This window comes from Mycobacterium shottsii (assembly GCF_010728525.1).
Lineage (GTDB): Bacteria > Actinomycetota > Actinomycetes > Mycobacteriales > Mycobacteriaceae > Mycobacterium > Mycobacterium marinum.
This window is the reverse complement of record NZ_AP022572.1, coordinates 1279423-1301939: the sequence shown is the minus strand read 5'-3', so window position 1 is coordinate 1301939 and position 22517 is coordinate 1279423. Positions and strand designations below refer to the sequence as shown.

At 65.1% G+C, this 22517-nt stretch carries 20 protein-coding genes, 3 pseudogenes and 1 riboswitch; of the genes and pseudogenes, 11 read left to right on the top strand and 12 right to left on the bottom strand.

Going from position 1 to position 22517, the window contains the following annotated elements:
* The first annotated feature begins 21 nt into the window (after nt 1–21).
* Nucleotides 22–1785 carry an oxalyl-CoA decarboxylase gene (gene oxc / locus G6N41_RS06140; RefSeq protein ID WP_020731403.1) on the top strand — a complete coding sequence of 588 codons (1764 nt, stop codon included), beginning with the start codon at nt 22–24 and terminating at the stop codon, nt 1783–1785.
* On the opposite strand, the pseudogene G6N41_RS06135 reads toward oxc, so the two are convergent.
* Nucleotides 1769–2611, bottom strand: a pseudogene (locus tag G6N41_RS06135) (LysR family transcriptional regulator); the annotation flags it as partial. The gene oxc and the pseudogene G6N41_RS06135 overlap by 17 nt on opposite strands.
* Nucleotides 2612–2715: 104 nt before the next feature.
* On the opposite strand from G6N41_RS06135, the gene G6N41_RS06130 reads away from it, so the two are divergent.
* The 4 genes from G6N41_RS06130 (at nt 2716) to G6N41_RS28105 (ending at nt 4025) form a co-directional block, all read left to right on the top strand.
* Nucleotides 2716–2931, top strand: a complete 216-nt coding sequence (locus G6N41_RS06130; RefSeq protein ID WP_198968093.1) for a hypothetical protein — start codon at nt 2716–2718, stop codon at nt 2929–2931.
* Between the two features lie 72 nt (nt 2932–3003).
* Nucleotides 3004–3291: a hypothetical protein gene (locus tag G6N41_RS06125; protein WP_198966883.1), complete on the top strand. Its 288-nt coding sequence runs from the start codon at nt 3004–3006 to the stop codon at nt 3289–3291.
* On the top strand, nt 3260–3415 hold the full coding sequence (locus tag G6N41_RS06120; RefSeq protein ID WP_198965232.1) for a hypothetical protein: 156 nt from the start codon (nt 3260–3262) through the stop codon (nt 3413–3415). Before G6N41_RS06125 ends, G6N41_RS06120 begins: the two co-directional genes overlap by 32 nt.
* Before the next feature lie 10 nt (nt 3416–3425).
* Complete coding sequence (locus G6N41_RS28105; RefSeq protein ID WP_231608859.1) at nt 3426–4025, top strand: hypothetical protein; 600 nt, start codon at nt 3426–3428, stop codon at nt 4023–4025.
* 9 nt (nt 4026–4034) lie between these two features.
* On the opposite strand, the pseudogene G6N41_RS29920 reads toward G6N41_RS28105, so the two are convergent.
* Nucleotides 4035–4127, bottom strand: a pseudogene (locus G6N41_RS29920) (LysR family transcriptional regulator); the annotation flags it as partial.
* 414 nt (nt 4128–4541) lie between these two features.
* Here G6N41_RS29920 and G6N41_RS06105 point away from each other — a divergent pair.
* Nucleotides 4542–5297 carry a L,D-transpeptidase gene (locus tag G6N41_RS06105; RefSeq protein WP_198966882.1) on the top strand — a complete coding sequence of 252 codons (756 nt, stop codon included), beginning with the start codon at nt 4542–4544 and terminating at the stop codon, nt 5295–5297.
* Nucleotides 5298–5348: 51 nt separating this feature from the next.
* On the opposite strand, the gene G6N41_RS06100 is transcribed toward G6N41_RS06105, so the two are convergent.
* Both G6N41_RS06100 and G6N41_RS06095 read right to left on the bottom strand, forming a co-directional pair.
* Nucleotides 5349–7097, bottom strand: coding sequence for an NRAMP family divalent metal transporter (locus G6N41_RS06100; RefSeq protein ID WP_198966881.1), 1749 nt, complete (start codon nt 7095–7097; stop codon nt 5349–5351).
* Between the two features lie 107 nt (nt 7098–7204).
* Nucleotides 7205–7420, bottom strand: a complete 216-nt coding sequence (locus G6N41_RS06095) for a hypothetical protein (protein WP_012392300.1) — start codon at nt 7418–7420, stop codon at nt 7205–7207.
* 297 nt (nt 7421–7717) lie between these two features.
* Nucleotides 7718–7888: riboswitch (M-box (ykoK) riboswitch) on the bottom strand.
* A gap of 145 nt (nt 7889–8033) precedes the next feature.
* On the opposite strand from G6N41_RS06095, the gene G6N41_RS06090 reads away from it, so the two are divergent.
* Entirely contained in the window at nt 8034–8345 is a 312-nt protein-coding gene (locus G6N41_RS06090; protein ID WP_198968063.1) for a hypothetical protein, read from the top strand.
* Nucleotides 8346–8355: 10 nt separating this feature from the next.
* Here G6N41_RS06090 and G6N41_RS06085 read toward each other — a convergent pair.
* A pseudogene (locus G6N41_RS06085) lies at nt 8356–9227 on the bottom strand (IS5 family transposase).
* Between the two features lie 67 nt (nt 9228–9294).
* Here G6N41_RS06085 and G6N41_RS06080 point away from each other — a divergent pair.
* The 3 genes from G6N41_RS06080 (at nt 9295) to G6N41_RS06070 (ending at nt 11029) form a co-directional block, all read left to right on the top strand.
* On the top strand, nt 9295–9666 hold the full coding sequence (locus G6N41_RS06080; protein ID WP_198966880.1) for a hypothetical protein: 372 nt from the start codon (nt 9295–9297) through the stop codon (nt 9664–9666).
* Between the two features lie 10 nt (nt 9667–9676).
* The gene (locus G6N41_RS28095; RefSeq protein ID WP_231608534.1) at nt 9677–10252 is read left to right on the top strand and encodes a hypothetical protein; all 576 of its coding nucleotides are present in this window, start codon (nt 9677–9679) and stop codon (nt 10250–10252) included.
* 111 nt (nt 10253–10363) lie between these two features.
* The gene (locus tag G6N41_RS06070) at nt 10364–11029 is read left to right on the top strand and encodes an O-methyltransferase (protein WP_198966879.1); all 666 of its coding nucleotides are present in this window, start codon (nt 10364–10366) and stop codon (nt 11027–11029) included.
* A gap of 3 nt (nt 11030–11032) precedes the next feature.
* Here the strand turns inward: G6N41_RS06070 and G6N41_RS06065 are convergent, their stop codons facing one another.
* The 7 genes from G6N41_RS06065 to G6N41_RS06035 all read right to left on the bottom strand — a co-directional run bounded on the left by G6N41_RS06065 (nt 11033) and on the right by G6N41_RS06035 (nt 20757).
* Nucleotides 11033–13087 carry an acyltransferase family protein gene (locus G6N41_RS06065; RefSeq protein ID WP_198966878.1) on the bottom strand — a complete coding sequence of 685 codons (2055 nt, stop codon included), beginning with the start codon at nt 13085–13087 and terminating at the stop codon, nt 11033–11035.
* 195 nt (nt 13088–13282) lie between these two features.
* Nucleotides 13283–14503, bottom strand: coding sequence for a CaiB/BaiF CoA transferase family protein (locus G6N41_RS06060; RefSeq protein ID WP_198966877.1), 1221 nt, complete (start codon nt 14501–14503; stop codon nt 13283–13285).
* Entirely contained in the window at nt 14496–15431 is a 936-nt protein-coding gene (locus G6N41_RS06055) for an SDR family NAD(P)-dependent oxidoreductase (protein ID WP_198966876.1), read from the bottom strand. The genes G6N41_RS06060 and G6N41_RS06055 overlap by 8 nt, the downstream gene beginning before the upstream one ends.
* The gene (locus tag G6N41_RS06050) at nt 15431–17284 is read right to left on the bottom strand and encodes a flavin-containing monooxygenase (RefSeq protein WP_198966875.1); all 1854 of its coding nucleotides are present in this window, start codon (nt 17282–17284) and stop codon (nt 15431–15433) included. The genes G6N41_RS06055 and G6N41_RS06050 overlap by 1 nt, the downstream gene beginning before the upstream one ends.
* A gap of 5 nt (nt 17285–17289) precedes the next feature.
* On the bottom strand, nt 17290–18471 hold the full coding sequence (locus G6N41_RS06045) for an LLM class flavin-dependent oxidoreductase (RefSeq protein ID WP_198966874.1): 1182 nt from the start codon (nt 18469–18471) through the stop codon (nt 17290–17292).
* A 14-nt stretch (nt 18472–18485) separates the two neighbouring features.
* Nucleotides 18486–19847: an aromatic ring-hydroxylating oxygenase subunit alpha gene (locus tag G6N41_RS06040; protein ID WP_198967740.1), complete on the bottom strand. Its 1362-nt coding sequence runs from the start codon at nt 19845–19847 to the stop codon at nt 18486–18488.
* A gap of 34 nt (nt 19848–19881) precedes the next feature.
* Nucleotides 19882–20757, bottom strand: a complete 876-nt coding sequence (locus tag G6N41_RS06035) for an SDR family NAD(P)-dependent oxidoreductase (RefSeq protein WP_020731394.1) — start codon at nt 20755–20757, stop codon at nt 19882–19884.
* A gap of 137 nt (nt 20758–20894) precedes the next feature.
* On the opposite strand from G6N41_RS06035, the gene G6N41_RS06030 reads away from it, so the two are divergent.
* Entirely contained in the window at nt 20895–22517 is a 1623-nt protein-coding gene (locus tag G6N41_RS06030) for an NHL repeat-containing protein (protein WP_198966873.1), read from the top strand.

Genomic DNA, 22517 nt, shown 5'->3' with positions numbered 1-22517 from the left:
CACACCCGAGGAGTCGCCACCATGACCACACAATCGGCATCTCCCAGCGACGCGACAGCCGCAGGCGGATTGACCGATGGTTTCCATCTGGTGGCCGACGCACTCAAAGCCAACGACGTCGCCACGATCTACGGAATCGTCGGCATCCCCATCACCGACCTGGCGCGCACCGTGCAGGCCCGCGGAATCCGCTACATCGGATTCCGCCACGAAGCCTCCGCCGCCAACGCGGCGGCCGCCGCAGGCTTCCTGACCGCCCGGCCCGGGGTGTGCCTCACCACGTCGGGCCCGGGTTTCCTCAACGCGCTGCCCGCACTGGCCAACGCAACCGCCAACTGCTTCCCGATGATCCAGATTTCCGGGTCCAGCCAGCGGGCGATCGTGGATCTGGCACGTGGCGACTATCAGGAGATCGACCAGCTCAACGCGGCCCGCCCATTCGCGAAAGCCGCGTACCGGATCAATCGGGTCGAAGATATCGGGCTTGGCATTGCCCGCGCGTTGCGCACCGCGATCTCGGGCCGCCCGGGCGGGGTCTACCTCGACGTCCCCGGCGAGGTACTCGGTCAGGCGATGGACGCGACGGCCGCCGCGGCGACCGTTTGGCGCCTCGTCGACCCGGCCCCGCGGCAGTTGCCTGCACCCGAGGCCGTCGATCGCGCACTGACCATCCTCAGCCAGGCCCAACGTCCGCTGATCGTGCTGGGCAAAGGCGCGGCATACGCACAGGCCGACAACGCGATCCGGGAGTTCATCGAGACGACCGGAATTCCGTTCCTGCCCATGTCGATGGCCAAGGGGCTACTGCCGGATTCGCATCCGTGCTCCGCGGGGGCGGCTCGCTCGCTTGCCATCGCCCGCGCCGACGCTGTCCTGCTGATCGGGGCTCGGCTGAATTGGCTACTCGGCCACGGCGAGTCACCGCAGTGGTCGGCCGACGCCAAGTTCATCCAGGTCGACATCGCGGCATCGGAGTTCGATAGCAACCGCCCGATTGCCGCGCCACTGACCGGTGACATCGGCTCGGTGATGGCGGCATTGTCCGACGGCCTGGCCCGGCATCCGATCGCGACCAGGGCCCCGTGGACCACCGAGCTCGCCGAACGCAAGGCACGCAACGAAGCAAAAATGCTGCAACGCTTGGCCGAGGATCCGCACCCGATGCGGTTCTACAACGCGCTTGGCGCCATTCGCACTGTGCTGCAAGATAATCCCGACGTGTATGTGGTCAATGAAGGCGCCAACGCGCTAGACCTGGCCCGCAATGTCATCGACATGCAGCTGCCGCGTCACCGTATCGACACGGGAACGTGGGGGGTGATGGGTATCGGCATGGGCTACTCCATCGCGGCCGCGGTGGAGACCGGCCGGCCCGTCGTCGCAATCGAAGGGGATAGTGCATTTGGTTTCAGTGGCATGGAGGTCGAGACCATCTGCCGCTACCACCTTCCCGTCACCGTGGTCATCCTCAACAACGGCGGCGTCTACCGTGGCGACGAGGCCACCAAGGCCCAGGCCACAGACGCCAGTACCAACGACCCCGCCCCCACTGTGTTGAGCGCCCACGCACGCCACGAGCTGATCGCAGAAGCATTCGGCGGCAAGGGATATCACGTCACCACCCCGACTGAGCTGCGGTCGGCGCTAACCGCGGCGCTCGCATCCAACGGACCCACCGTCATCGACTGCGAACTCGACCCGGCCGCCGGTGTGGAGAGCGGGCACCTAGCCAGCCTGAATCCCACTAGCGCGGCCACCCCAGCGCGGGTCAGCGCCGGCGGCTGATCTCCATCAGCCGCGTTTGGAAGAACTCATCCAACGCGAGCCCCTGGGCGCTGGTCATCAGCGCCCTGGCGACGGGAGATCCAGGCCCGGTGGAACTGGTAGCCAAGGCGACCTGGGCTTTCACCACCGGGCTGACCAGTTGGACCGGGCGTATCTCACCGCCCGCGGGTGTGGTCCATAGCCAGGTGTGCGGCACAATGGACGCCGAATTCCCCGTGGCGACCTGAGCGAACAGCGAAGCAACGGAATCGGTTTCAACCTGCGGACTGACCGTGATGGCGTGGTCGGCGAAGGCCGCGTCGATGATTTGCCGGTCTCGCATATCCGAGGAGAGCAGGGCCAGTGGTAGCTGCGCGGCATCGAGCCAGCTCAGCGTCGACACGCCAGGGGGCAACATCTCCGGCGGCGCCAGCAGCACATAGCGCTCCTCGTACAGCGGCACCAAGTCAACGTCATGACCATCGTCGGAGGACGTATACACGATGGCGGCGTCCAGCTCGAAGTCACGCAGCCGCCGGTACAGCTCGGTGACCGCCAACCGGGAACAGATCTGCGCCTTCACCAACGGGTGCGCCGAGCAGAAGTCCGACAGCACCAGCGACGCAGTTATCGAGGCAGACGGAACGGTGCCCAAACGCAGCGTTCCGGTGATCCCCGATCGCACCGCGTCCACCTCTGCCTTGAAGGCGTCGTGCTCGGCGATGATCCGCTTGGCCCAGACCACCAACCGCTCACCCTCCGGGGTGAGCCCCTCGAAGCTGTGGCCCCGATTGATCAAGGTGACGTTGAGTTCACGTTCGAGCTTGGCGATTGCCGAGGACAAGGCGGCGGCAAGCATCACGAGAAATGCCCGTGAAGCGCCCTCGGTGCATCACGTAAAAATGCCCGCGAAACGGTCGATCCTTGGCAGGCATGGGAAGTGGGCTGTCGATGTCGTCTCGGACCGAGATCACCGCGAAGTTCGCCAGGGCGTATGTGGGGGCACCGAAGGCGGACAAGGGGCAGATTCTGGATCAGGTGGTGGCGGTCACCGGCTGGTCGCGTGACAACGCCCGGCGGCGGTTGAGGGCGGCGGCCGCGCCGCCGGGAGCGGGTCGGCAGGTCGCCAAACAGACTCGCCGGCAACGCAATCCGAAGTACTCCTAGGATGCGCTCAAGGTGTTGCAGAAGGTGTGGGCGGCCTCAGGCGGGCAGTGCGGCCGGTACCTGGCCGCTTCCATGGCACTTCAGTTGGATGCTCTAGAACGCCACGGCGAACTGGTGGACGGCCGTGACCGTTACGGCCCGGCGGTGCGTGCCGAGCTGTTGGCGATGAGCAGCGCCACGATCGACCGCTACCTGCGCGGCGCCAAGGCCCGCGACCAGATCTCGGTGTGTCGACGACGAAACCCTCCCCGCTGCTGCGGTCCTCGATCACCATCTGCAAAGCAGGCGATGAGGCCGAAGAATCTCGGGGTTCTTCGAAGGCGACACCGTGGCGCACTGCGGCCCGACACTGAAAGGTGAGTTCGCCCGCACGGTCAACCTCACCGACATGCACATCGGCTGGGTGTTCACCCGCACGGTGCGCAACAACGCCCACCCCACATCCTGGGCGCCCTCAAAACCGGAATTACTAAAATCCCTATAAGGTAACGGGTTTGGACTTCGACAACGGCACCGAATTCCTCAATAAGGCGGTCATCAAGTGGGCCGCGGACATGGAGATCTTCTTCACCCGCTCACGACCCTACAAGAAGAACGACCAGGCCACCATCGAGTCCAAAAACAACCACCTCGTGCGTCGCTACGGGTTCTACTACCGCTACGACACCGACGAAGAACGCGCCGTGCTCAACCGGCTGTGGCACCTGGTCAACGACCGGCTCAACTACCTGACCCCCACCATCAAACCCATCAGCTACGGCTGCAGCCGCGACGGTCACCGCCGCCGGCTCTACGACAAGCCCCAGACCCCCTGGACCGGCTGCTGGCCGCCGGAGTCCTCTCAGCGGCCCAACAAACAGAGCTGCTCACCTACCGCAACAGCCTCAACCCCGCCGCGATCGCCCGCCAGATCGCCGACCTGCAAGCCGCCCTGCTCAGACTCGCCAAAGACAAGACCGAACAGCTCTACCCCGCCGCTCTACCCGCCCTCAAAGCCGGCATCCGCATCAAAAGCAAGACCACCACCTGACCCAGATTTCGCGGGCATTCCTTACCTGATGCATGAACCAGGTTTCGCAGGCATCTTGACTTGATGCATCACGGGCGGGCTGCGACACGTAACACTTCTCCGCCGCCCGGGCGAAGTGGCGTTCCTGAGCTACCGCGACGAAGTACTCCAGTTGACGGAAGAGCACTGACACCTCCTCGGTCATGGGTACCGATTCGCTGAGGCTACCGCCCCGCCGGACCGTTGTCGCCCGCCGGTCCCCGATTGGGCCGCCAGGTCCTGCACCGTCGCGACAAGATCCGCGCGCCATTGGGCGGTTCTCGTTACCCCGCAGCGCGGTTGGACCGCAGGCGCGGCGCGACGAGCCAGCCCGGACGTACGCGGAATCGGTATCGCTACCAGCGAATCCGACCCCGGAATCTGCGTCAACGTCAATTCCGGATTGATTTTCGGCGCACCGAGGGGTTTCACCCGAGACCCCGAATATGGGCCCGAATCCCGACCCCCAGGCTAACTGAGAATTGTTTGCTACACCCCGCGAGTGGGCACCTAACAACTAGAATGCGTTTAGTTGCTCGCACCATCTCGAAGGGCGGACGCCATGCGTCGAATAATTCGTTATCTATTCGTTATGGTTGCGATTACAGTATTGGCGGTCGTGGCAGCGGGCAGTCCCGCCACCGCGGCCCTGCCGGCCGCAGAGCCGAATCCGGGCGTTGCTTCGGTGTTGCCCGCGAACGGCGCGGTGGTAGGAGTGGCGCACCCCGTGGTGGTGACGTTCACCGCGCCAGTGACCAACCGCCGCGCCGCCCAACGGACCATTCACGTCCTTTCACCGAGCAACATGACCGGACACTTCCAGTGGGTCCAAAGCAACGTCGTGCAGTGGGTGCCGGACCGATACTGGCCCACCCACACGCGCGTTTCGGTGGGGGTGCAGGAACTGACCACCGGCTTCGAGACCGGTGACGAGCTGCTCGGTGTGGCCAGCATCTCCGCGCACACCTTCACCGTCAGCCGCAACGGTGACGTGCTGCGCACCATGCCGGCGTCGATGGGCAAGCCCAGTCGCCCCACTCCGATCGGCAGCTTCACCGCCTTGTCCAAAGAGCGCACCGTTGTCATGGACTCCCGCACCATCGGCATCCCGCTGAACTCGTCGGACGGGTACATGATCACCGCCTCCTACGCGGTTCGGGTCACGTGGAGCGGAGTGTATGTCCATTCGGCGCCGTGGTCGATGAACTCACAGGGCTACGCCAATGTGAGCCACGGGTGCATCAACCTGAGCCCGGATAACGCGGCGTGGTACTTCGACAGCGTCAACGTCGGCGATCCGATCGAGGTGGTCGGCTAGTCTTTCCGGCGCGCACAACGGTGCTGGCTGCCGGCTGAATCATCCGGCCGGTCAGCCGATCCCGGCCTGCACCACCTTGACAACCACCAGCACCACCGCGACCACGAGGTAGGCCCGCAGGGTGAATAGGCCCAGCCGGTGTGCCTGCGACATGGCCGGGCGGGCAAGGTCGGTCAGATTGGGGGTACACCACTGGGCCCGGTCCTGTTGGCGAATGGCACGCCGTTCGGCACGGCTGAGCAACTTGGCGTCGTTGATCTCATCGACCTCCCCGGGATCTAGCCCGCCGCCCAGGGATTTCGAGATGGCCTCCGCGTCGCGTCGGTCGCTGCGCCGGCGGCCGGTGATAAGCACCGCAGCGCCACCCATCATGCCGATCGCCGCGCCGGCCACCAGACCTATCTCGATGGCGGCGGTCGACAGGCGCGGAAAGAAGGTCGTTACCGTCAGCGCCAGCGACAGCAAGACCAGACACCAGACCGTGGTCCAAGCAATGATGTTCTGCCGCAGGGTGTTTACCCACGGACCCAGTACCGCATGGTCGTTGCAGAGCAACACCAGAAATACCGTTGCCGACGGTAGCAGGATGCCGGCGAGGGCCTGCACACCCTGGGTCACCAAGCCGAGCACGTAGTCGGGGCTGAACGCTACCGCGGCTAAAATCGCAAGTAGCGCCGCGTAGCCGCCGTAGAACAGCGGGGCCTCACTGATCTTCCAGTGCAGCGAGTGCCTTTTGCCCATCGCGTCGCCGACGGCATAGGTGGTGGCCAGCCCGATGGCGTTCGCGCCGATCAGCGATGCGTCGAGTAGCACGACTGCGAACAGGATGCCCACGGTGGAGCCGAAGTGGTTGGTCAAACTCGTTGCGACCGCTCCCGCGTCACTGAAGTGGCCGACGTCGGAGGTGCCGGCCAGGCCGAATGCGGTCACCGCCATCAGCGCTGTCGCCCCGACGATCACCACGACGATGCCGAGTAGCAGATCCGCTCGTGCGTAGGGAATCCAGCGCGCCGTGATGCGCTTGTCCACCACGTTGGACTGCTGAAAGAACAACTGCCATGGTGCGATCGTGGTGCCGACGATCGCCACGATGAGCAACAGCACCGTGGAGTCCAGTCCTCCGGGGAAGCGTGGCACCAAACCACCCACCGTCCCCGAGAACGTCGGATGCACCAGTAGCGCCATCGGAATGATCACCACGTTGACCGCGATCAGCAGAAACATCATCTGCTCCCAGCGGCGAAATGAGCCGCCGGCGACCACCGCGAACAACAGCACCGCGGCGGCCGGGATGGCGACCGCCTTCGGGCAGCCGAGAAAGCCGAGGGCCATTGATACGCCGATGAATTCGGTGACGATGGTCAGCGCATTGAGGATCAACAGGTCGCCGACGCTGAACGCGCCCCAGAACTTGCCGAAGCGCTCGAAGATCAGCCGCGCGTGCCCGACCCTTACGACCGCACCCAGGCGCAACACCATTTCCTGGTTCACGTACAGCACCGGGATCAGCAAGGCCAGGGTCCAGAGCAGGGTCATCCCGTAGTTCTGGCCGGCCTGAGCGTAAGTGGCGACACCACCGGCGTCGTTGTCGCCGACCATCACGATCAGCCCGGGCCCGCTGATGACCATCAGGGTCCGCAGACGCTGCCATCGCCGGGAAGCTACGCCGTCGCCATCCCGCCGGATCCGGCCGAACGCACCGACGATGTCGCCGGTATGGGCCGAATCCAGGACGGCGGCGTCGGCGGAGTGCACAGCGGAATTCGGGGCACCGCGACGCGAAGTGGATATCGAGGTCATCAACGTCTCGCTATCGATACAGGGGTGGCGAACCGGACAGCGCAAGCCACTCCCGGCGACGGACACCGGGTCAGCGTCCGCCGCCGAGTTCGTTGCGGCTCAGGGAATTAGCGGTAGTTGTTGGTGCCCAGATCTGGATGTCCACCCAGCGACGCGGTAACCACCGCGATCGGCATCCTGGACACGTAGCGGTTGGCGCGCTCCTGCGGTGTCAGGACGAAGTGGGCGGACCACTTGTTGGTCAGCCGCCGGCCCGCACTGAGCAGCGAACGTCCCGGAAAACCGGTCATGTAGGGAATACGTTGTGTAGCAACCAAAGCCATGATCTTACTCCTGGTGGAAAACCGATCGGCTTACGTCATTCAACGCGTCAAGGTGTCCCGGGCCTTCATGGCGCTGGTGCCCCACGGATTGGGCACAGATCCTGGTGAAGGCCCGACAAGGCTTAGGCGGTAGAAGAAATGCCGGAACCGGATCGGGGGAAGACGGATTTCGGATAGGGACTATCGCCCGGACTGATGTCACTCATATCTCGCCCTCACCTCCTCACGGCCATGACACACGGGGGTGTCGTCACATCACCTATGCAAGAGGGATGACCGTACGGCGACGCATCGTCGAACGCACCCCTCTCGTGGGAGCTTCGGCACTGCACGGCGTATCCGGACTATCCGGAAGCCACTTGGGCTCAACCCTTAGGCCGGGAAGAGCTGTCCTGACCCGGGGCGTCTCTCGACGTTCGGGGTCAGTGGCCTGTATCCATGCAGACTCATCGCCTACCGAGGTGCTTGCGGGAACCATGCTCGCACCGAAACCCGCTGCTCGTCAAACGGCCGGCAAGCATCACGAAAAATGCCCGTGAAGCGCCCTCGGTGCATCACGTAAAAATGCCCGCGAAACGGTCGATCCTCAGCAGGCATGGGAAGTGGGCTGTCGATGTCGTCTCGGGCCGAGATCACCGCGAAGTTCGCCAGGGCGTATGTGGGGGCGCCGAAGGCGGACAAGGGGCAGATTCTGGATCAGGTGGTGGCGGTCACCGGCTGGTCGCGTGACAACGCCCGGCGGCGGTTGAGGGCGGCGGCCGCGCCGCCGGGAGCGGGTCGGCAGGTCGCCAAACGGACTCGCCGGCAACGCAATCCGAAGTACTCTAGGATGCGCTCAAGGTGTTGCAGAAGGTGTGGGCGGCCTCAGGCGGGCAGTGCGGCCGGTACCTGGCCGCTTCCATGGCACTTCAGTTGGATGCTCTAGGTCCTGTCTGCTAATTGCGGACGCGGTGGTAGGTGATGATGGCGGCCAGGGTGACACCGCCGAGGTAGGTCAGGGCGTATTTGTCGTAGCAGGTGGCGACCGCGCGCCAGTGTTTGTGCCGGTTGAAGCTTCGCTCGACGGTGTTGCGGTGCTTGTAGATTCGGCCTGAGAACCCCGGAGGCCGTCCTCTGTTGCGGCCTTTGGCTTTGCGGCGGGTGATCTGGTCGCTGCGCTCGGGGATGGTATGGGCGATCTTGAGCCGGCGCAGCTGTGCCCGCGTCGAGTCATAGGAGTACGCCTTGTCCGCCAGCAGGTGAAACGGGGCGTATGAGTTGCTGCACCGGGCGGCCAGCAATGGCCAAAGCATCGGATTATCACCGGCTTGACCGGCCGACAGTGCCAGGGTGACCGGACTGCACAGCTGGTCGGTCAAGGCGTGGATCTTGGTAGTCAGCCCGCCGCGGGAACGCCCAATGGCGTGGTCATCGGGCTCATCGAGATATTTCTTGTAATTCGACAGATCCCCCTGTGCGGCGCCCGGGGCGCTCCGGCTGCGTGTCGGTGGGCGCGCACACTGGTCGAATCGACCGACAACAGTGCGCCCAGGTCGGCGTCCTCGGCGTCGAGGTCAGAGGCGATCGCCGCGAAGATCCGCGCGTAGATGCCATCGACCGACCAGCGTAGATGCCTCTCGGCCACCGATTGCCAGGGACCGAAGTGCTCGGGCAGGTCACACCACGGAGATCCCGTACGGTAACGCCAGATAATGCCCTCCAGAGTACGTCGATGATCGTTCCACGGCCGGCCACGCCGCCGCCCCGCAGGCAACACCGCCACGATCAGCGACCACAAATCATCAGAAATCGCATGCATCCGCATCACCCAAACAGCATCAGCCAAAACACCATTCACATTAAGCAGACACGCTCTAGAACGCCACGGCGAACTGGTGGACGGCCGTGACCGTTACGGCCCGGCGGTGCGTGCCGAGCTGTTGGCGATGAGCAGCGCCACGATCGACCGCTACCTGCGCGGCGCCAAGGCCCGCGACCAGATCTCGGGTGTGTCGACGACGAAACCCTCCCCGCTGCTGCGGTCCTCGATCACCATCTGCAAAGCAGGCGATGAGGCCGAAGAATCTCCGGGGTTCTTCGAAGGCGACACCGTGGCGCACTGCGGCCCGACACTGAAAGGTGAGTTCGCCCGCACGGTCAACCTCACCGACATGCACATCGGCTGGGTGTTCACCCGCACGGTGCGCAACAACGCCCACCCCACATCCTGGGCGCCCTCAAAACCGGAATTACTAAAATCCCTATAAGGTAACGGGTTTGGACTTCGACAACGGCACCGAATTCCTCAATAAGGCGGTCATCAAGTGGGCCGCGGACATGGAGATCTTCTTCACCCGCTCACGACCCTACAAGAAGAACGACCAGGCCACCATCGAGTCCAAAAACAACCACCTCGTGCGTCGCTACGGGTTCTACTACCGCTACGACACCGACGAAGAACGCGCCGTGCTCAACCGGCTGTGGCACCTGGTCAACGACCGGCTCAACTACCTGACCCCCACCATCAAACCCATCAGCTACGGCTGCAGCCGCGACGGTCACCGCCGCCGGCTCTACGACAAGCCCCAGACCCCTGGACCGGCTGCTGGCCGCCGGAGTCCTCTCAGCGGCCCAACAAACAGAGCTGCTCACCTACCGCAACAGCCTCAACCCCGCCGCGATCGCCCACCAGATCGCCGACCTGCAAGCCGCCCTGCTCAGACTCGCCAAAGACAAGACCGAACAGCTCTACCCCGCCGCCATACCCGCCGCTCTACCCGCCCTCAAAGCCGGCATCCGCATCAAAAGCAAGACCACCACCTGACCCCGATTTCGCGGGCATTCCTTACCTGATGCATGAACCAGGTTTCGCAGGCATCTTGACTTGATGCATCACGACGGCTATTTGGTAACGGCCACCACCAACGATGGCACTGGCGATGGTGGCGGCCTACCCTCGCCGGCATGGGCACCACTTTGCAGGACGCCAAAGTCGCCGCGGCGCTGGACCGGATGTACGCCGCAGCCGCAAACGAAATGACGGCGCTGCGCGAGCGACGCGCTGAAATCGAACGGCTGTGGTCTGGGGATGCGCAGCAACGGGCCGACGCGATGAGCGAGTTCTACATCCCGGTGACACCGGAGGCCGGCCGACTCATGTATGCGCTGGTCCGTGCGATCCGACCCACGACCGTCGTCGAGTTCGGAATGTCTTTCGGCATATCCACCATCCATCTCGCGGCTGCGGTTCGCGACAACGGCAGCGGCCGGGTGGTGACCACCGAACTCAACGCCAGCAAGATCGCCGCCGCCAAGCAGACCTTCACCGACACCGGGCTGGCCGACGTGATCACCGTCGCCGAAGGGGATGCGCGCGCGACGCTGACAACCGTGCCCGGACCGGTCCAATTCGTGCTGCTCGACGGCTGGAAAGACCTGTACCTACCCGTCGTCAGGCTGCTGGAGCCGGTGCTGCCGGCGGGTGCATTGATCCTTGCCGACAACACCGAGTCCGCCGGTTCCCGGCCTTACCTGGACTACATCCGGGACCCCGCCAACGGCTACGTGAGCTTCAACTTTCCCGCCAGAAGCAGCGACAGCATGGAAATCAGCTGTCGCACGGCCGATTAACGACTAGCGCAACGACTCCTCGAGCCACGGTATCAGCCACTTCACACCCTCTGGGGTGAGGTGAACGCCGTCACTGCGCACCTGAATCCCGTCAACCTTGGCCGTATAAACCCCATCTGGGGACAGCTTCTTGTTGAGGTCAATGATCCCGACGTTTCGGTGTTGGCTAACTGTCTTGCGCAACATGTCGTTCCATTGCCTGACCCGGTCCGGCTGGTCCTCCGGGTACAAGCGGCCATCCGGCTTCTCGCCGCCCCGGCTGTAGGGCACCGTGGCCACCATCACCCGGACACCGCTGGATCCGACGATCTTGAGCGCCCGCTGCAATTCGAAGTTGAGATACCCATCGAAGGTCGGGTCTCCGATGTGAGTCCACTTTCCTTCGTTCACCCGGTCCACGGTCTCCCAGCGACCGATGATCAGCAGCCCGACATCGGGCCGGTCTTGACTGACCTGGGCGGACCATCTGCTGGGCCAGGTATCGCACTCCGGCCGTTGCTCCAATGTCTGACCGATGTAGCGATACGGCGTGCCCCGCACCAGGCTGCAACCGATGACGGTGTGGTCGATGAATCGGAATCCGGGTGTGGCAGGCAGGTAATGCATCATGGTCCAGCCGATCGAGTCACCGAACACCGAAACGGTGAATGGCCGGTTCGGATCTCGTGGCGCGGCGGCTGGTCCCGGCGCGACCGGCTCCGGCGGTGACGGTGAGACCGCGGCGACCGCCGAAACGCCGGGTGGCAGGCCTACCTCACGCAGGCCCGGGCCGGTGCCGACCGGGATAACCAGCATGGTGGCGGCGGCCGCGCTGGCGACGGTGGCCGCCGCCAGGGGTAGCAGCGGTACTCGCGCCGGGCGCCAGCGCCGGATCGGTTGCTCGAACAGCCACCACGACAACGCGGCGATCGCCACGGTGAGGGCACACCGCGCGGCGAACAGCCGCATTCCGGTCCACCCGGTGCGCTCGCCGTTGAGGGCCAAAAAGATCGGCCAGTGCCACAGGTAGATGCCGTAGGAGATGGTGCCCAGCCAGACCAGCGGGCGCCACGCCAGCAAACGCGCGACCGCTCCGCGTTGTTCCAGCGCAACCGGCGCCACCACGAAGACCGCGGCCAGGGCGACCAGGATCAGCAGACCGTGGCGGAACTCGTTGACGTTTCCGGTGGCAAAGTGGGTGAGCGCCGCCAAGCCCGCCACCCCGATGACCGGCAGAAAGCGGACGACGCGCCGCCCCCACCGGGTCCGGACCAGGCACCAGCCGTGGTTGAGCGCCGTCCAATCGCGCACCAACAACGCCGCCGCGGCGGCGCCGACCAACAAGGCCTGGGCCCGAGTATCGGTGCCGAAATAGATCCGGTCACGCGTTGACTCGGACGCAAAGACAATGGCCGCCGCGCCAGAGGCCAGGGCCCCCAGGATGCCTATCACGAATACGGTGAACCGGACGCCGCCGAGGGTGGCCCGCTGGAAATAGCGCCTGGCCCGGGCCGCCAAGAGCAGTGTCACCGCGATCAACAACAGCGGCCATACGATGTAGTACTGCTCCTCCACCCCCAACGACCAGGTATGTTGCAGCGGCGAGGGGGGCGCGCCCTGGGTGAAATAGTCGGTCTTCTGTGCGACGAACCGCCAGTTGGCCATCCACAGGAAGGCCGCCAGCGCGTCGTTACGCAGTCCGGTGAGCGCCTGGTAGGGCAACAGCTCGCGGGCCGCGGCGACGGTGAGCACCATCAGCACCAGCGCCGGCAGCAGCCGGCGCGCGCGGCGAATCCAGAACCCGGTCAGATCGATCCGACCGGAGCCACCCAATTCGTCCAAGAGTAGCCAGGTGATCAGGAAGCCGCTCAGGACGAAGAAGATGTCCACGCCGATGAAGCCGCCGCCCACTCCGGGAACGCCGCCGTGCCCGACGAGCACCAGCGCGACGGCCACCGCGCGCAGGCCGTCCAGCGCAGGAATTCCGCGCTGTCGCCCCGCGCGGTCCCAGATTGCGGTGCGGCCCGCACGTCGCACCGGAGCAATCCAACGTTTGCGGGTAGCAGAAGACTCCGGCACGAGGTCATACCCGCCCGGCTCAGTGCTTGCTGTTAGCGTGCCCGGAGCACCCTGTCGCCCCGCGCCAAAGTTGCTGCCGATACGTCGCTGCCCCTCCTCGTGATGCCAGCAAGCTTAGATGCGGCAGCGGTGGATCCTTTTGCAGACACGCCTAGGTGTAGCAAGGTTTTTCGACGACTTGGCCGCTATTTCGGGCTAGGCCGGGCCGGCTGGTTGCGCATCGGCAGCGTTGATGCCCAGTTCCTCCAACACCGCGCTGGTATCGGCGTCCAACTGCGGGGCCGGACCCGATACCCGGCCCGGGGTCCGGGAGAACCAGGTCGGCACTCCCGGGAAGCGAACCGGTCCGTGGGCAGTGTCGATGGTTTCGAAGAATCCGACGGCATTCAGATGCTGGTTGTCGAACAATTCCGCCGGACTCGACAGCGCTGACGCGGGTATCTCGAGCTCCTCGAGCAGATCCAGCCATTCCTGGGTGGTCCGCGCCGCAAAGGTCTCGGCCAGCAGCGCGTACACGGTGTCGATCTGGCGGGCCCGGCCCTCGAGGGTGGCGTACTGCTCGCTGGCCCATGGGGGCCGTACCGCATCGACGAAAGCGGCCCAGTGTTTGTCGTTGTAGATCAGCGCGGCAAGGTAGCCGTCGCTGGTGCGATACGGCCGCCGATTGGGCGCCACGGTGCGCGGATAGACCGCCGGGCCCAGCGGCGGATCGAACATCGCGCCGTTGGCATGTTCGACCAGCATGAACGACGCCACGGCCTCGAACATCCCGATCTCGACCTCTTGGCCCTGCCCGGTACGTTCCCGGTGGAACAGGGCCATCATGGTCGCGTAGAGCGCGGTGAGTCCGGCGACCTTGTCCGCCATTATCGTTCCCACGTAGCTGGGCTCACCCGTGAGCTGCTCTTGCACGGACGGCAGTCCGCACGCCGCCTGAATGGTGTCGTCATAGGCCGGCAGATCCCGGTTGGGGCCGCGCCGGCCGTATCCGTAGCAGTTGGTGTAGACGATGGCCGGGTTGATGGCGGCGACCTCCGGATAGCTCAGCCCAAGCCGGGCGATCGCCTTGGCGCGCATGGAATGGATGAAGACATCGGCCCCTTCGATCAGGGCCCGCACGGCGGCCTGGCCGGAATCGGACTTCAGGTCGATGACGGCGCTGCGCTTGCCCCGGTTGACGTTGACGAACACGCCGCTCATGCCGGCGGCCGGCCCAACCGAGACGTACCGGGTGTCGTCGCCTTGCGGGGGCTCGATCTTGATGACATCGGCCCCCATGTCGGCCATGATCTGGGTGCAGTAGGGCCCCATCACCATCGCGGTGAGATCGACGACGCGCACGCCGGACTGGGGGCCGGTGCGCTTCACGGCACCGGCCCCCAAACTAGAGTCGCAATCGGACCCGCAATCAGACATGGTGCGCGCTTCCTCGATTCGCCCACGCGGCCGACTCGAAACTGTAGCGGATGTGGTCTGAATGTCCGCTGGGGACCGCGGGAAAGACCAGTGGTGCGGCCAGATCTCGGATGGCGTAGAGCCCTTCGGCAACATCTTCCATCGACCAGGACAGGCGCTGCACGCCGAGACTTTCGGCGACCACCGCCCGCGCCACCCGGCCCGCGATGGCGATCAACATCTCACCGTTGACCGGACAGGACTCGTGCGCCAGCAAACCGACCACCGGGGCCACCAGCTCGGTGCCCATCGGCGGGTACGACGAAATATCCAGGCCGTCAGCCATTCTGGTCACCGCGGAGGGAACGATGATGTTGCACAAAACACCACTGGCCGCGCCCTCGACTGCGGCGACATTGGACAAGCCGATCAAGCCGGCTTTTGCCGCGGCGTAATTGGCGGCCCCCTGGTTGCCGTACAGGCCGCCGATCGAGGAAGCCAACACGATGCGGCCGTAAAGTTGGTCACACATCAACCCGAATGCCGGCCGCACGACGTGGAAGGCGCCCCGAAGATGCACGTCGATGACGGCATCGAAGTCTTCGTAGCTCATCTCCTTGAGCGGCGCGCTGCGCACGTTGCCGGCATTGTGGATCAGGATGTCGATCCGGCCGTAGCGCTCGAGCGCGGTTTCGATGATCGCCTGACCACCGGCGGGTGTCGTCACCGAGTCCAGCGACGCGGCCGCCTGCCCGCCGAGCCCGGTGATCTCGGCCACCACCTGGTGTGCGGGAGCGGGGTCGCCACCGGCACCGGCCAGCGAACCATCGGTGTCGTTGACCACGACTTTGGCCCCTCTGGCCGCCAGCAGCAGCGCGTACGCCCGGCCCAGGCCCCGGCCGGCGCCGGTCACCACGGCGACCCGATCGTCGAACCTGAGTTCAGTCATCACGATTCCAGAATGAGGCCATTCAGATCGCCTTTGCTTCGCCATTGGGCAAGCAGATCACCGAATGCGTAAAAACCCGGGCCGTAGGGTTCGCCGATGTGGGAACGGATTCCCTCGCCTTCGGCCGCACCGGGGCCGCCGCCTTCGTTGTTGTAGTAGCCGGGCGTGCACTCGAGATCGAACTGGGTGTTGTCGATCGCGGTTTCCCGAATGGTCCTGCACCACTGGTCTTGTGCCTGTTGGCTGGGTTCGACGACGGTCGCACCCCGGGCCAGCGCTTCGGCGATGATGTAGGCGATGTGCTCGCCCTGCAATTCGTAGTTGGCGGCGATGTTGGCCGAGATGCCTACCTGGGTGAATCCGGTGAAAAACTGATTGGGAAATCCGCGGCTGGTCATGCCGTGCAGCGTTTGGTACCCGTTGCGCCAATAGTCGAACAGCGACACGTTGTCGCGGCCCCTGATCTCGTCGATGGAGTAGCGGCGGCTGATCTGCGTGGTGATCTCAAAACCGCTGGCGTAGATGATGCAATCGAGCTCGTACTCGGTGTCATTGGCCACCAGCCCCGTTTCGGTGGCCCGCTGGACACCCCTGGTCTGCGAGACGTCGACCAGGGTCACGTTGGACCGGTTGAACGTCTGCAGATAGTCGTCGTTGGTGCACGGCCGCTTACATAGAAATCGGTAGTAGGGCTTGAGCGCCTCGGCGGTCGACGGGTCATCGACGATGCTCTGGATTCGGCGCCTCAGCCGCTCCATGACTTTGTAGTCCTCTTCCTCACGGATCGCCATGAACTGCTCGGGGCCGAGTGCGGCCGGATCCTCGAGCGCCAGCACCCGCGCGGCGGTATTGCGACCCAGCTCGGTCCAGAAATCGCACACGTAGTCGGGTTGGCCCAGCGCCATCCCCTCGAAGGTCCAGGAATGGAAATTGCGCTGCCGCTGTTTCTGCCAGCCCGGCCGCAGTGACTTCGCCCATTCCGGGTCGGTGGGTGTGTTGTTGCGCTCCCCCACTGACGAAGGCGTGCGCTGAAAGACGTACAGGTGCTTGGCATACCGGCCCAGGAACGGCACTATCTGCACAGCCGTCGCCCCCGTTCCCACGACCGCGACGCGCTTGTCGGCCAGCCCGGTCAACCCCCCGGTGCTGTCCCCGCCGGTGTACTCATAGTCCCAGCGTGCCGAGTGGAAGCTGTGACCCCGGAAATCTTTGATGCCCGGGATGCCCGGCAACTTCGGCCGGTGAAACGGGCCCGAGGCCATGACCACAAAGCGGGCCCGGACGTTATCGCCGCGGTTGGTGCCGACGCGCCAGCGCCTGATCGCCTCATCCCAGTGCAGCTCCCGTACCTGCGTGCCGAATATCGCGGAGTCATAGAGGCCGTAGTGCTTGCCGATGCGCCGGCAATGCTCATAGATCTCGCTACCGTCGGCGAACTTCTTGCTCGGCATGTAGTTCAGCTCTTCGAGCAGCGGTATGTAGCAGTATGACTCGTTGTCACACTGCAGGCCCGGATAGCGATTCCAATACCAGACGCCTCCGAAGTCGCCGCCCAGTTCGATGATCCTGACGTCAGCGACGCCGGCCTTCTTCAGGTGGGCACCGCAGAGCAGACCGCCGAAACCACCGCCGAGTACCAGCACGTCGATGTCGGCCGATATCGGATCACGCTGTAGCGGTGGCGAATAGGGATCGGTTTCGTAGTATCCGGCAAAATCGTCAACCAGCTCGATGTACTGCCTGGAACCTTCCGGGCGCAGCCGCTTCTCGCGCTCATGACGGTATTTCTCGCGCAGCGCGGGAAGGTCGATGTCGCCGGGTGTCTGGGTGGGTGGGCAGTCAGGGGCGGTCATCTCAGTCACGCGAGGGCGTTGGCCGGCAGCGCCGCGGGGTGTAGCGGTGCGTCCATCCGGTGCACCGCGGGTAGCACCTCTTGGGCGAACAGCCGAGTGCTGGCCATCGCCTGCTCGTAGGGCATGGTGCCGAATTGCACAACGATGGTCAGCTCGCAGAACGAGCACGCCGCCTGGGCGGCGGTGATTCGGTGGTAGATCTCCTCCGGCGTCCCGATGAGCAGGTTCGATGCGTGATAGCCGGGGGTTTTAGGGGGACCGCCCTTGGCGTCACCGGTCACCGACGAGGCCAGCACCGCAGTCGCACTGGCCTCACGTGCGGCATAGGCCTCATAGCCCTTGACCCCCTTGAAGTTCGAGGCGTCGGCGAATCCGTAGTGCACGGTGACATCGCGGTTGGCCGTCCAGATCCACTCCTCGGATTCTGCGGCCTGCTCGGCGTTGGCCGTGCAGTACATGAACATGACATTCTTCGGCTGGCACGGCGGCAGTCCTTCCTCCTGACGGAAGGTGTTCACTTGCTGCACCTCTCGCCCGGCATCCTCGATCGGCTTGTTGCCCACGAACAGCGGGACCATGCCGCGGCGGGCGAGGATCTCCAGGGATTCCGCGGTCGACGATGAGCTGTAGATCCGCGCGAAGAGGTGGGAGCTGAGGGGTTCGGGGCGAAGCGACATCTCTGGAACGGTGAAGATTTCGCCCTCATAGGCGAACCGCTTTCCGCTGAAGGCCAGGGCGAGGATGTCCAGGGTTTCGTTGAACCGCTGCCGGCTTTCTTCACGCGGTACGCCGACCGCGGCGAACTCCCCCTTGGACACCCCGCGCCCGATGCCAAGCGTCGTGTATCTCCCGTTGGAGATGATGTCCAGGTAGGCCATCTGGTGAGCCAGCCGGACGGGATGCCACCAGGGCGCCACGGCCACGAACGTGCCGAGATTGACCCGCTCGGTTCTTCCGGCGAAGTAGCTCAGCGCCTGAATCGGGTTGGGCGTCATGCCATACGGTGTGCCGCAGTGCTCGGACAACCAGATGCCGTCGAAGCCCAGTGGTTCGGCCAGGTCTCCGAGCGCGAGCGTGGCCTGGACGCATTCCCAGTCCGCAGTGCTGGGCGGGCGATCGTAGTCCTCGGCGAGCACCCGCTCCCAGTCCAGTGAATTGTGGGCGCCAAGTCCGATGTTGACCTTCATTGATCCGATCCCCTTCAGAGTTCTCGTGGTGCGCCGGTGCCCATGTATTCGGCAAGGTTGCGATGCAAGTTGGCGGTGCTGCGCTCCATGTACGGGTTTGGCTTGGGGCCGCCGAAGCCCCCCGACTTCATGCCCTGCTGGACCGCGGCCATGTTGGAGAAATCCTGTGGCAGCACGCTGCGCCAACCCGGGTCATCCGGCGGCGCGTAGACCCACTCCGTGTGCGGCTCTTCGCCTTTGGGATACAGCTCGTAGCAGGACGCTTCGAAGACACATTGGTCGGGGTCGTATCCGTGTGGCCGGGCGCTGTAGCACAGGGCGGTGGTGAGGCCTTGACCGATCTGGAAGTTGGGAAAGATCTGCCAGGCGGTGCCGCTTTGGGCCAGGTGTTCGGGATCGATGGTCGGCCAGACCACGCCGCGGGCGGCGTCGTCACGCCGTGCCGACGTCAGCCAGTGATCGAGTACCTGACCCGCGGGTGCGTCTTCGGGCAACTCCTCGACCAGACGCAGCGCGGCGTCCACCAGCGTTCTGGTGGTGGACGCGTTGGTCTCCTCGAGCGTGTAGCGCTGCATTTCGGCGGTGGATACCCGCGGATCGGCTCCGGTTCCGAGCCGGATCTTGGACTTGGTCTGCGCCAGATCCTTCGGCGCGTCGTAGCCGATATTGCTGTGGCGGCCGTGGGCGGCCGCCCAGCCGCGGAAGTTGCCGAACGTGTTGAACTGCGGATGGGTGGTTGCGACGTGGTAAGTCTCGTTGAACGCCTCCATCGCCACCTTCCAGTTGCATTGGAAGGTCAGCCACTTTCGCCACTTGCAGCGCATGTCCTGCAACCGGAACGGGTCGAGCATGGTGGCCGCGGGCTCCAGGTACTGGCGCAATGGCTGCGCGGCCGGATCCATGTTGATCCAGATCCAGCCGCCCCAGGTGTCGACGTTGACCGCGGCCAGGTGGGTGTTCTCCGGGGTCAGCGCGCCTTGCCAGTCCGGCTTCTCGGGGATGTGGACGCAGTTGCCGTCCTGGTCGTAGGTCCAGCCGTGGAACCCGCAGACGAACGACTTCTTGTGGCCGCAAACGTTTTTGGCTCCCGGGGGAATGTCGACGAGCCGACGGCCCCGGTGCATGCAGACGTTGTGATGGGCCTTGAAGGTGTCGGCTGCGCTGCGTACCACCACGATCGAGTCGTCGAGAATGTCATAGGTGAGGTAGCTGCCAACCTTGGGAAGGTCTTCCACTCTGCCGACTTGCTGCCATACCTTGCGCCACAGCTTGTCACGCTCGGCTCGGGCGTAGTCCGCGCAGATGTACGCGTCGACCCCGAAGGCGACCGCACCGGTCAACGTCGCCTCGACATCGTCGTGGCGGGCCGCGTCCATCGGTTCTGCCCTCCCGTCGTTGTGGTCGGTCACCTCAGGCCTCGTCCCAGCGTTTGATCGCGGCCCGAAACGACTCGTCCTTGAGGAACAAGGAGGTGTTGTCGGCACCCAGATGTCCCCATTTGAGGTTCAGGCCGCCGTCGACCAGCAGCGTCTGGCCGGTGATGTAGCTGGACAGGTCGGAGAGCAGGAACAGGATCACCCCGGCCACCTCGTCCGGACGCCCCCGCCGCCCCATCGCAATGGCGCGGCGATCACGTTCGGGGTCGACGTCGGTATAGGTGTGCGACGCCGGCGTCTCGGTCACCCCGGGTGCCACCGCGTTGACCCGGATCGGGGATCCCGCCGCGGTCTCGTCGCAGGCGAGTTCGAGGGCCATGGTGCGGGTCGCCGCCACGATCGCGGCTTTGGCTGTGCCATAACCGATGTGAAAGGGAGCGGCGTTCATCCCGCTGATGGAGGACAGCGAAACAATCGAACCCGGCCGCTGGCGACTCTTCAGTTCCGCGGCGATCGCCTGGCTCATGAAGAACATCGCCTCCAGATTCCTGGCGAACAGCTCATGCCAGTCGCTGCGCCGGACCCGGGTGCTCGGCATCCAGCTCGACGGGTCGGCGCCGCCGGCGACGTTGACCAGACCGTGCAAGTCGCCGTCGGCACGGCGCACGGCCTCGAACGTGGCCTCGATTCCCTCATCGGTGCAAACGTCCGCGGCCACCGGCAACACCGCCAGTCCCTCGGCCACCAGCGGACCGACATGGCGGTCCAGATTGTCCTGGCCACGGCTCACCGCGACAACCGTCGCTCCCGCCCGAGCAACCATGCGCGTCACCGCCGTGCCGATACCGCCACCCGCGGCACCGGCGACCACGACGACGCGCCCGGAGAGGCTCAGCAGATCAACAGTCATTGACCTGGCCGCTATTTGTCCGGACAAGATAATGTCATGCACTCATTAGAGAGTATGATTCTCATTATTTTAGCGGCCTCGTCAAGGGCAATGTTCGGCATGGCCGCGGCTATTGTCTGGACCAGATTCCGATTGCTATGGTCCGAGCAGTGATACCCGTAACCCGACGGTTGCAGCACGCGGGCCGCTACCCGGTCACGCGGGCACCCAACGTTGCCGAAGGCTGGACCCTGACCCGGCTCACCGCGCCCAGCCGGCTGTTCGGCGCCAATGGGTTGTGCACCGGCCCGGATGGCAGGGTCTACATCGCGCAGGTGACCGGCAGCCAGATCAGCGCGCTGGACCTGAGCACCGGACGGCTGGACACCGTCTGCCCCAAGGGGGGTGCGATCATCGCGCCCGACGACCTGGCCTTCGACCAGGACGGCAATCTCTACGCCACCGAGGTGATGGACGGCCGGGTGAGCGTGCGCGCGCCCGATGGCCACACCCGGGTGCTTCGAGACGACATTCCGTCAGCCAACGGCATCACCTTTCACCAGGGCCGGTTGTTCGTCGGTGAATGCCGCGACGGCGGGCGACTGCTGGAGCTGGACCTCAACGGCGGGGCACCCCGAGTGCTGGCGCGCAACCTGCCCTCGCCCAACGCCATGGAGGTCGGCCCGGACGGCTTGTTGTACTTTCCGGTGATGGGCGCCAACGAGATCTGGCGCATCGATCCCGACGGCGGTGTCCCGCAGTGTGTGGCCGGCGATCTCGGAGTTCCCGACGCGGTGAAGTTCGACCCCCATGGCCACCTCGTCTCGACCCAGGTGCACAGCGGTGAGGTGCTGCGGATCAATCCCCGCACCGGAGATCGCACCGTGCTCGCGGCACTGCACCCGGGTCTGGACAACCTGACCTTCGTCGGCGAGCGGCTGTTCGTTTCGAGTTTCACCGGCGAGATCACCGAGATTCTCGGTACCGGAGAAACGCGGACCACGCTGCCGGGCGGGTTGACCTGGCCGCTGGGGTTGGCCGTCGACGCGGATGGCGACCTCTACATCGCCGACGGCACCTACTTTTACGTTCTGCTCGCCGACGGCACCCTGCGTGTCGGCGGAATGCTCTTCTCGGCGGGGTACCCAGGGTTTCTGCGCGGAGTGGCCGCGCTGGGATCCGGCGAATTCGCGGTGACCACGTCCAACGGCGAGGTTGCGCGCTACCGTCCCTGGGCGTCCGAAAGCGAGGTGGTGGCCACGGGTTTGGACCAGCTCTACGGGGTGGCCGTGGCGGGTTCGGGCGCCCTGTTCGTGGCCGAGCGGGGCGCCGGACGGGTGCTGTCGGTCCGGCCGGACGGGGTCAAGGTGATGGCATCGGTCCTCAGCGATCCGGTTGGCGTGGCCGTCACGGCCGACGGGAGGTGCGTGGTGACCGAAGCCGGCGCCGGCCGGGTGCTCACGCTCGGCGATACCGGCACCTTGTTGGACGGATTGCAGTGTCCGCAGGGCGTGGCCATTTGCGACCGGCAGGTCTACGTCATCGACTCCGGAGCAAAGCAACTCGTCGCAGTCGATCTCGGCTCGCGCACCCGCCACACCATCGCTTGGGATCTACCGGTGGGAGCACCCGCCGGCGTCACCCCCAAGCCGCTGCGCGGAATGCCGCCGTTCTCCGGCCCGCAGGGACCGTTCGCCGCAATCACGGCCGGGCCGGACTCAACCCTCTACGTGTCCGCCGACGCGGATGGCAGCGTACTGGCATTGCGCCGGGAATCCTAA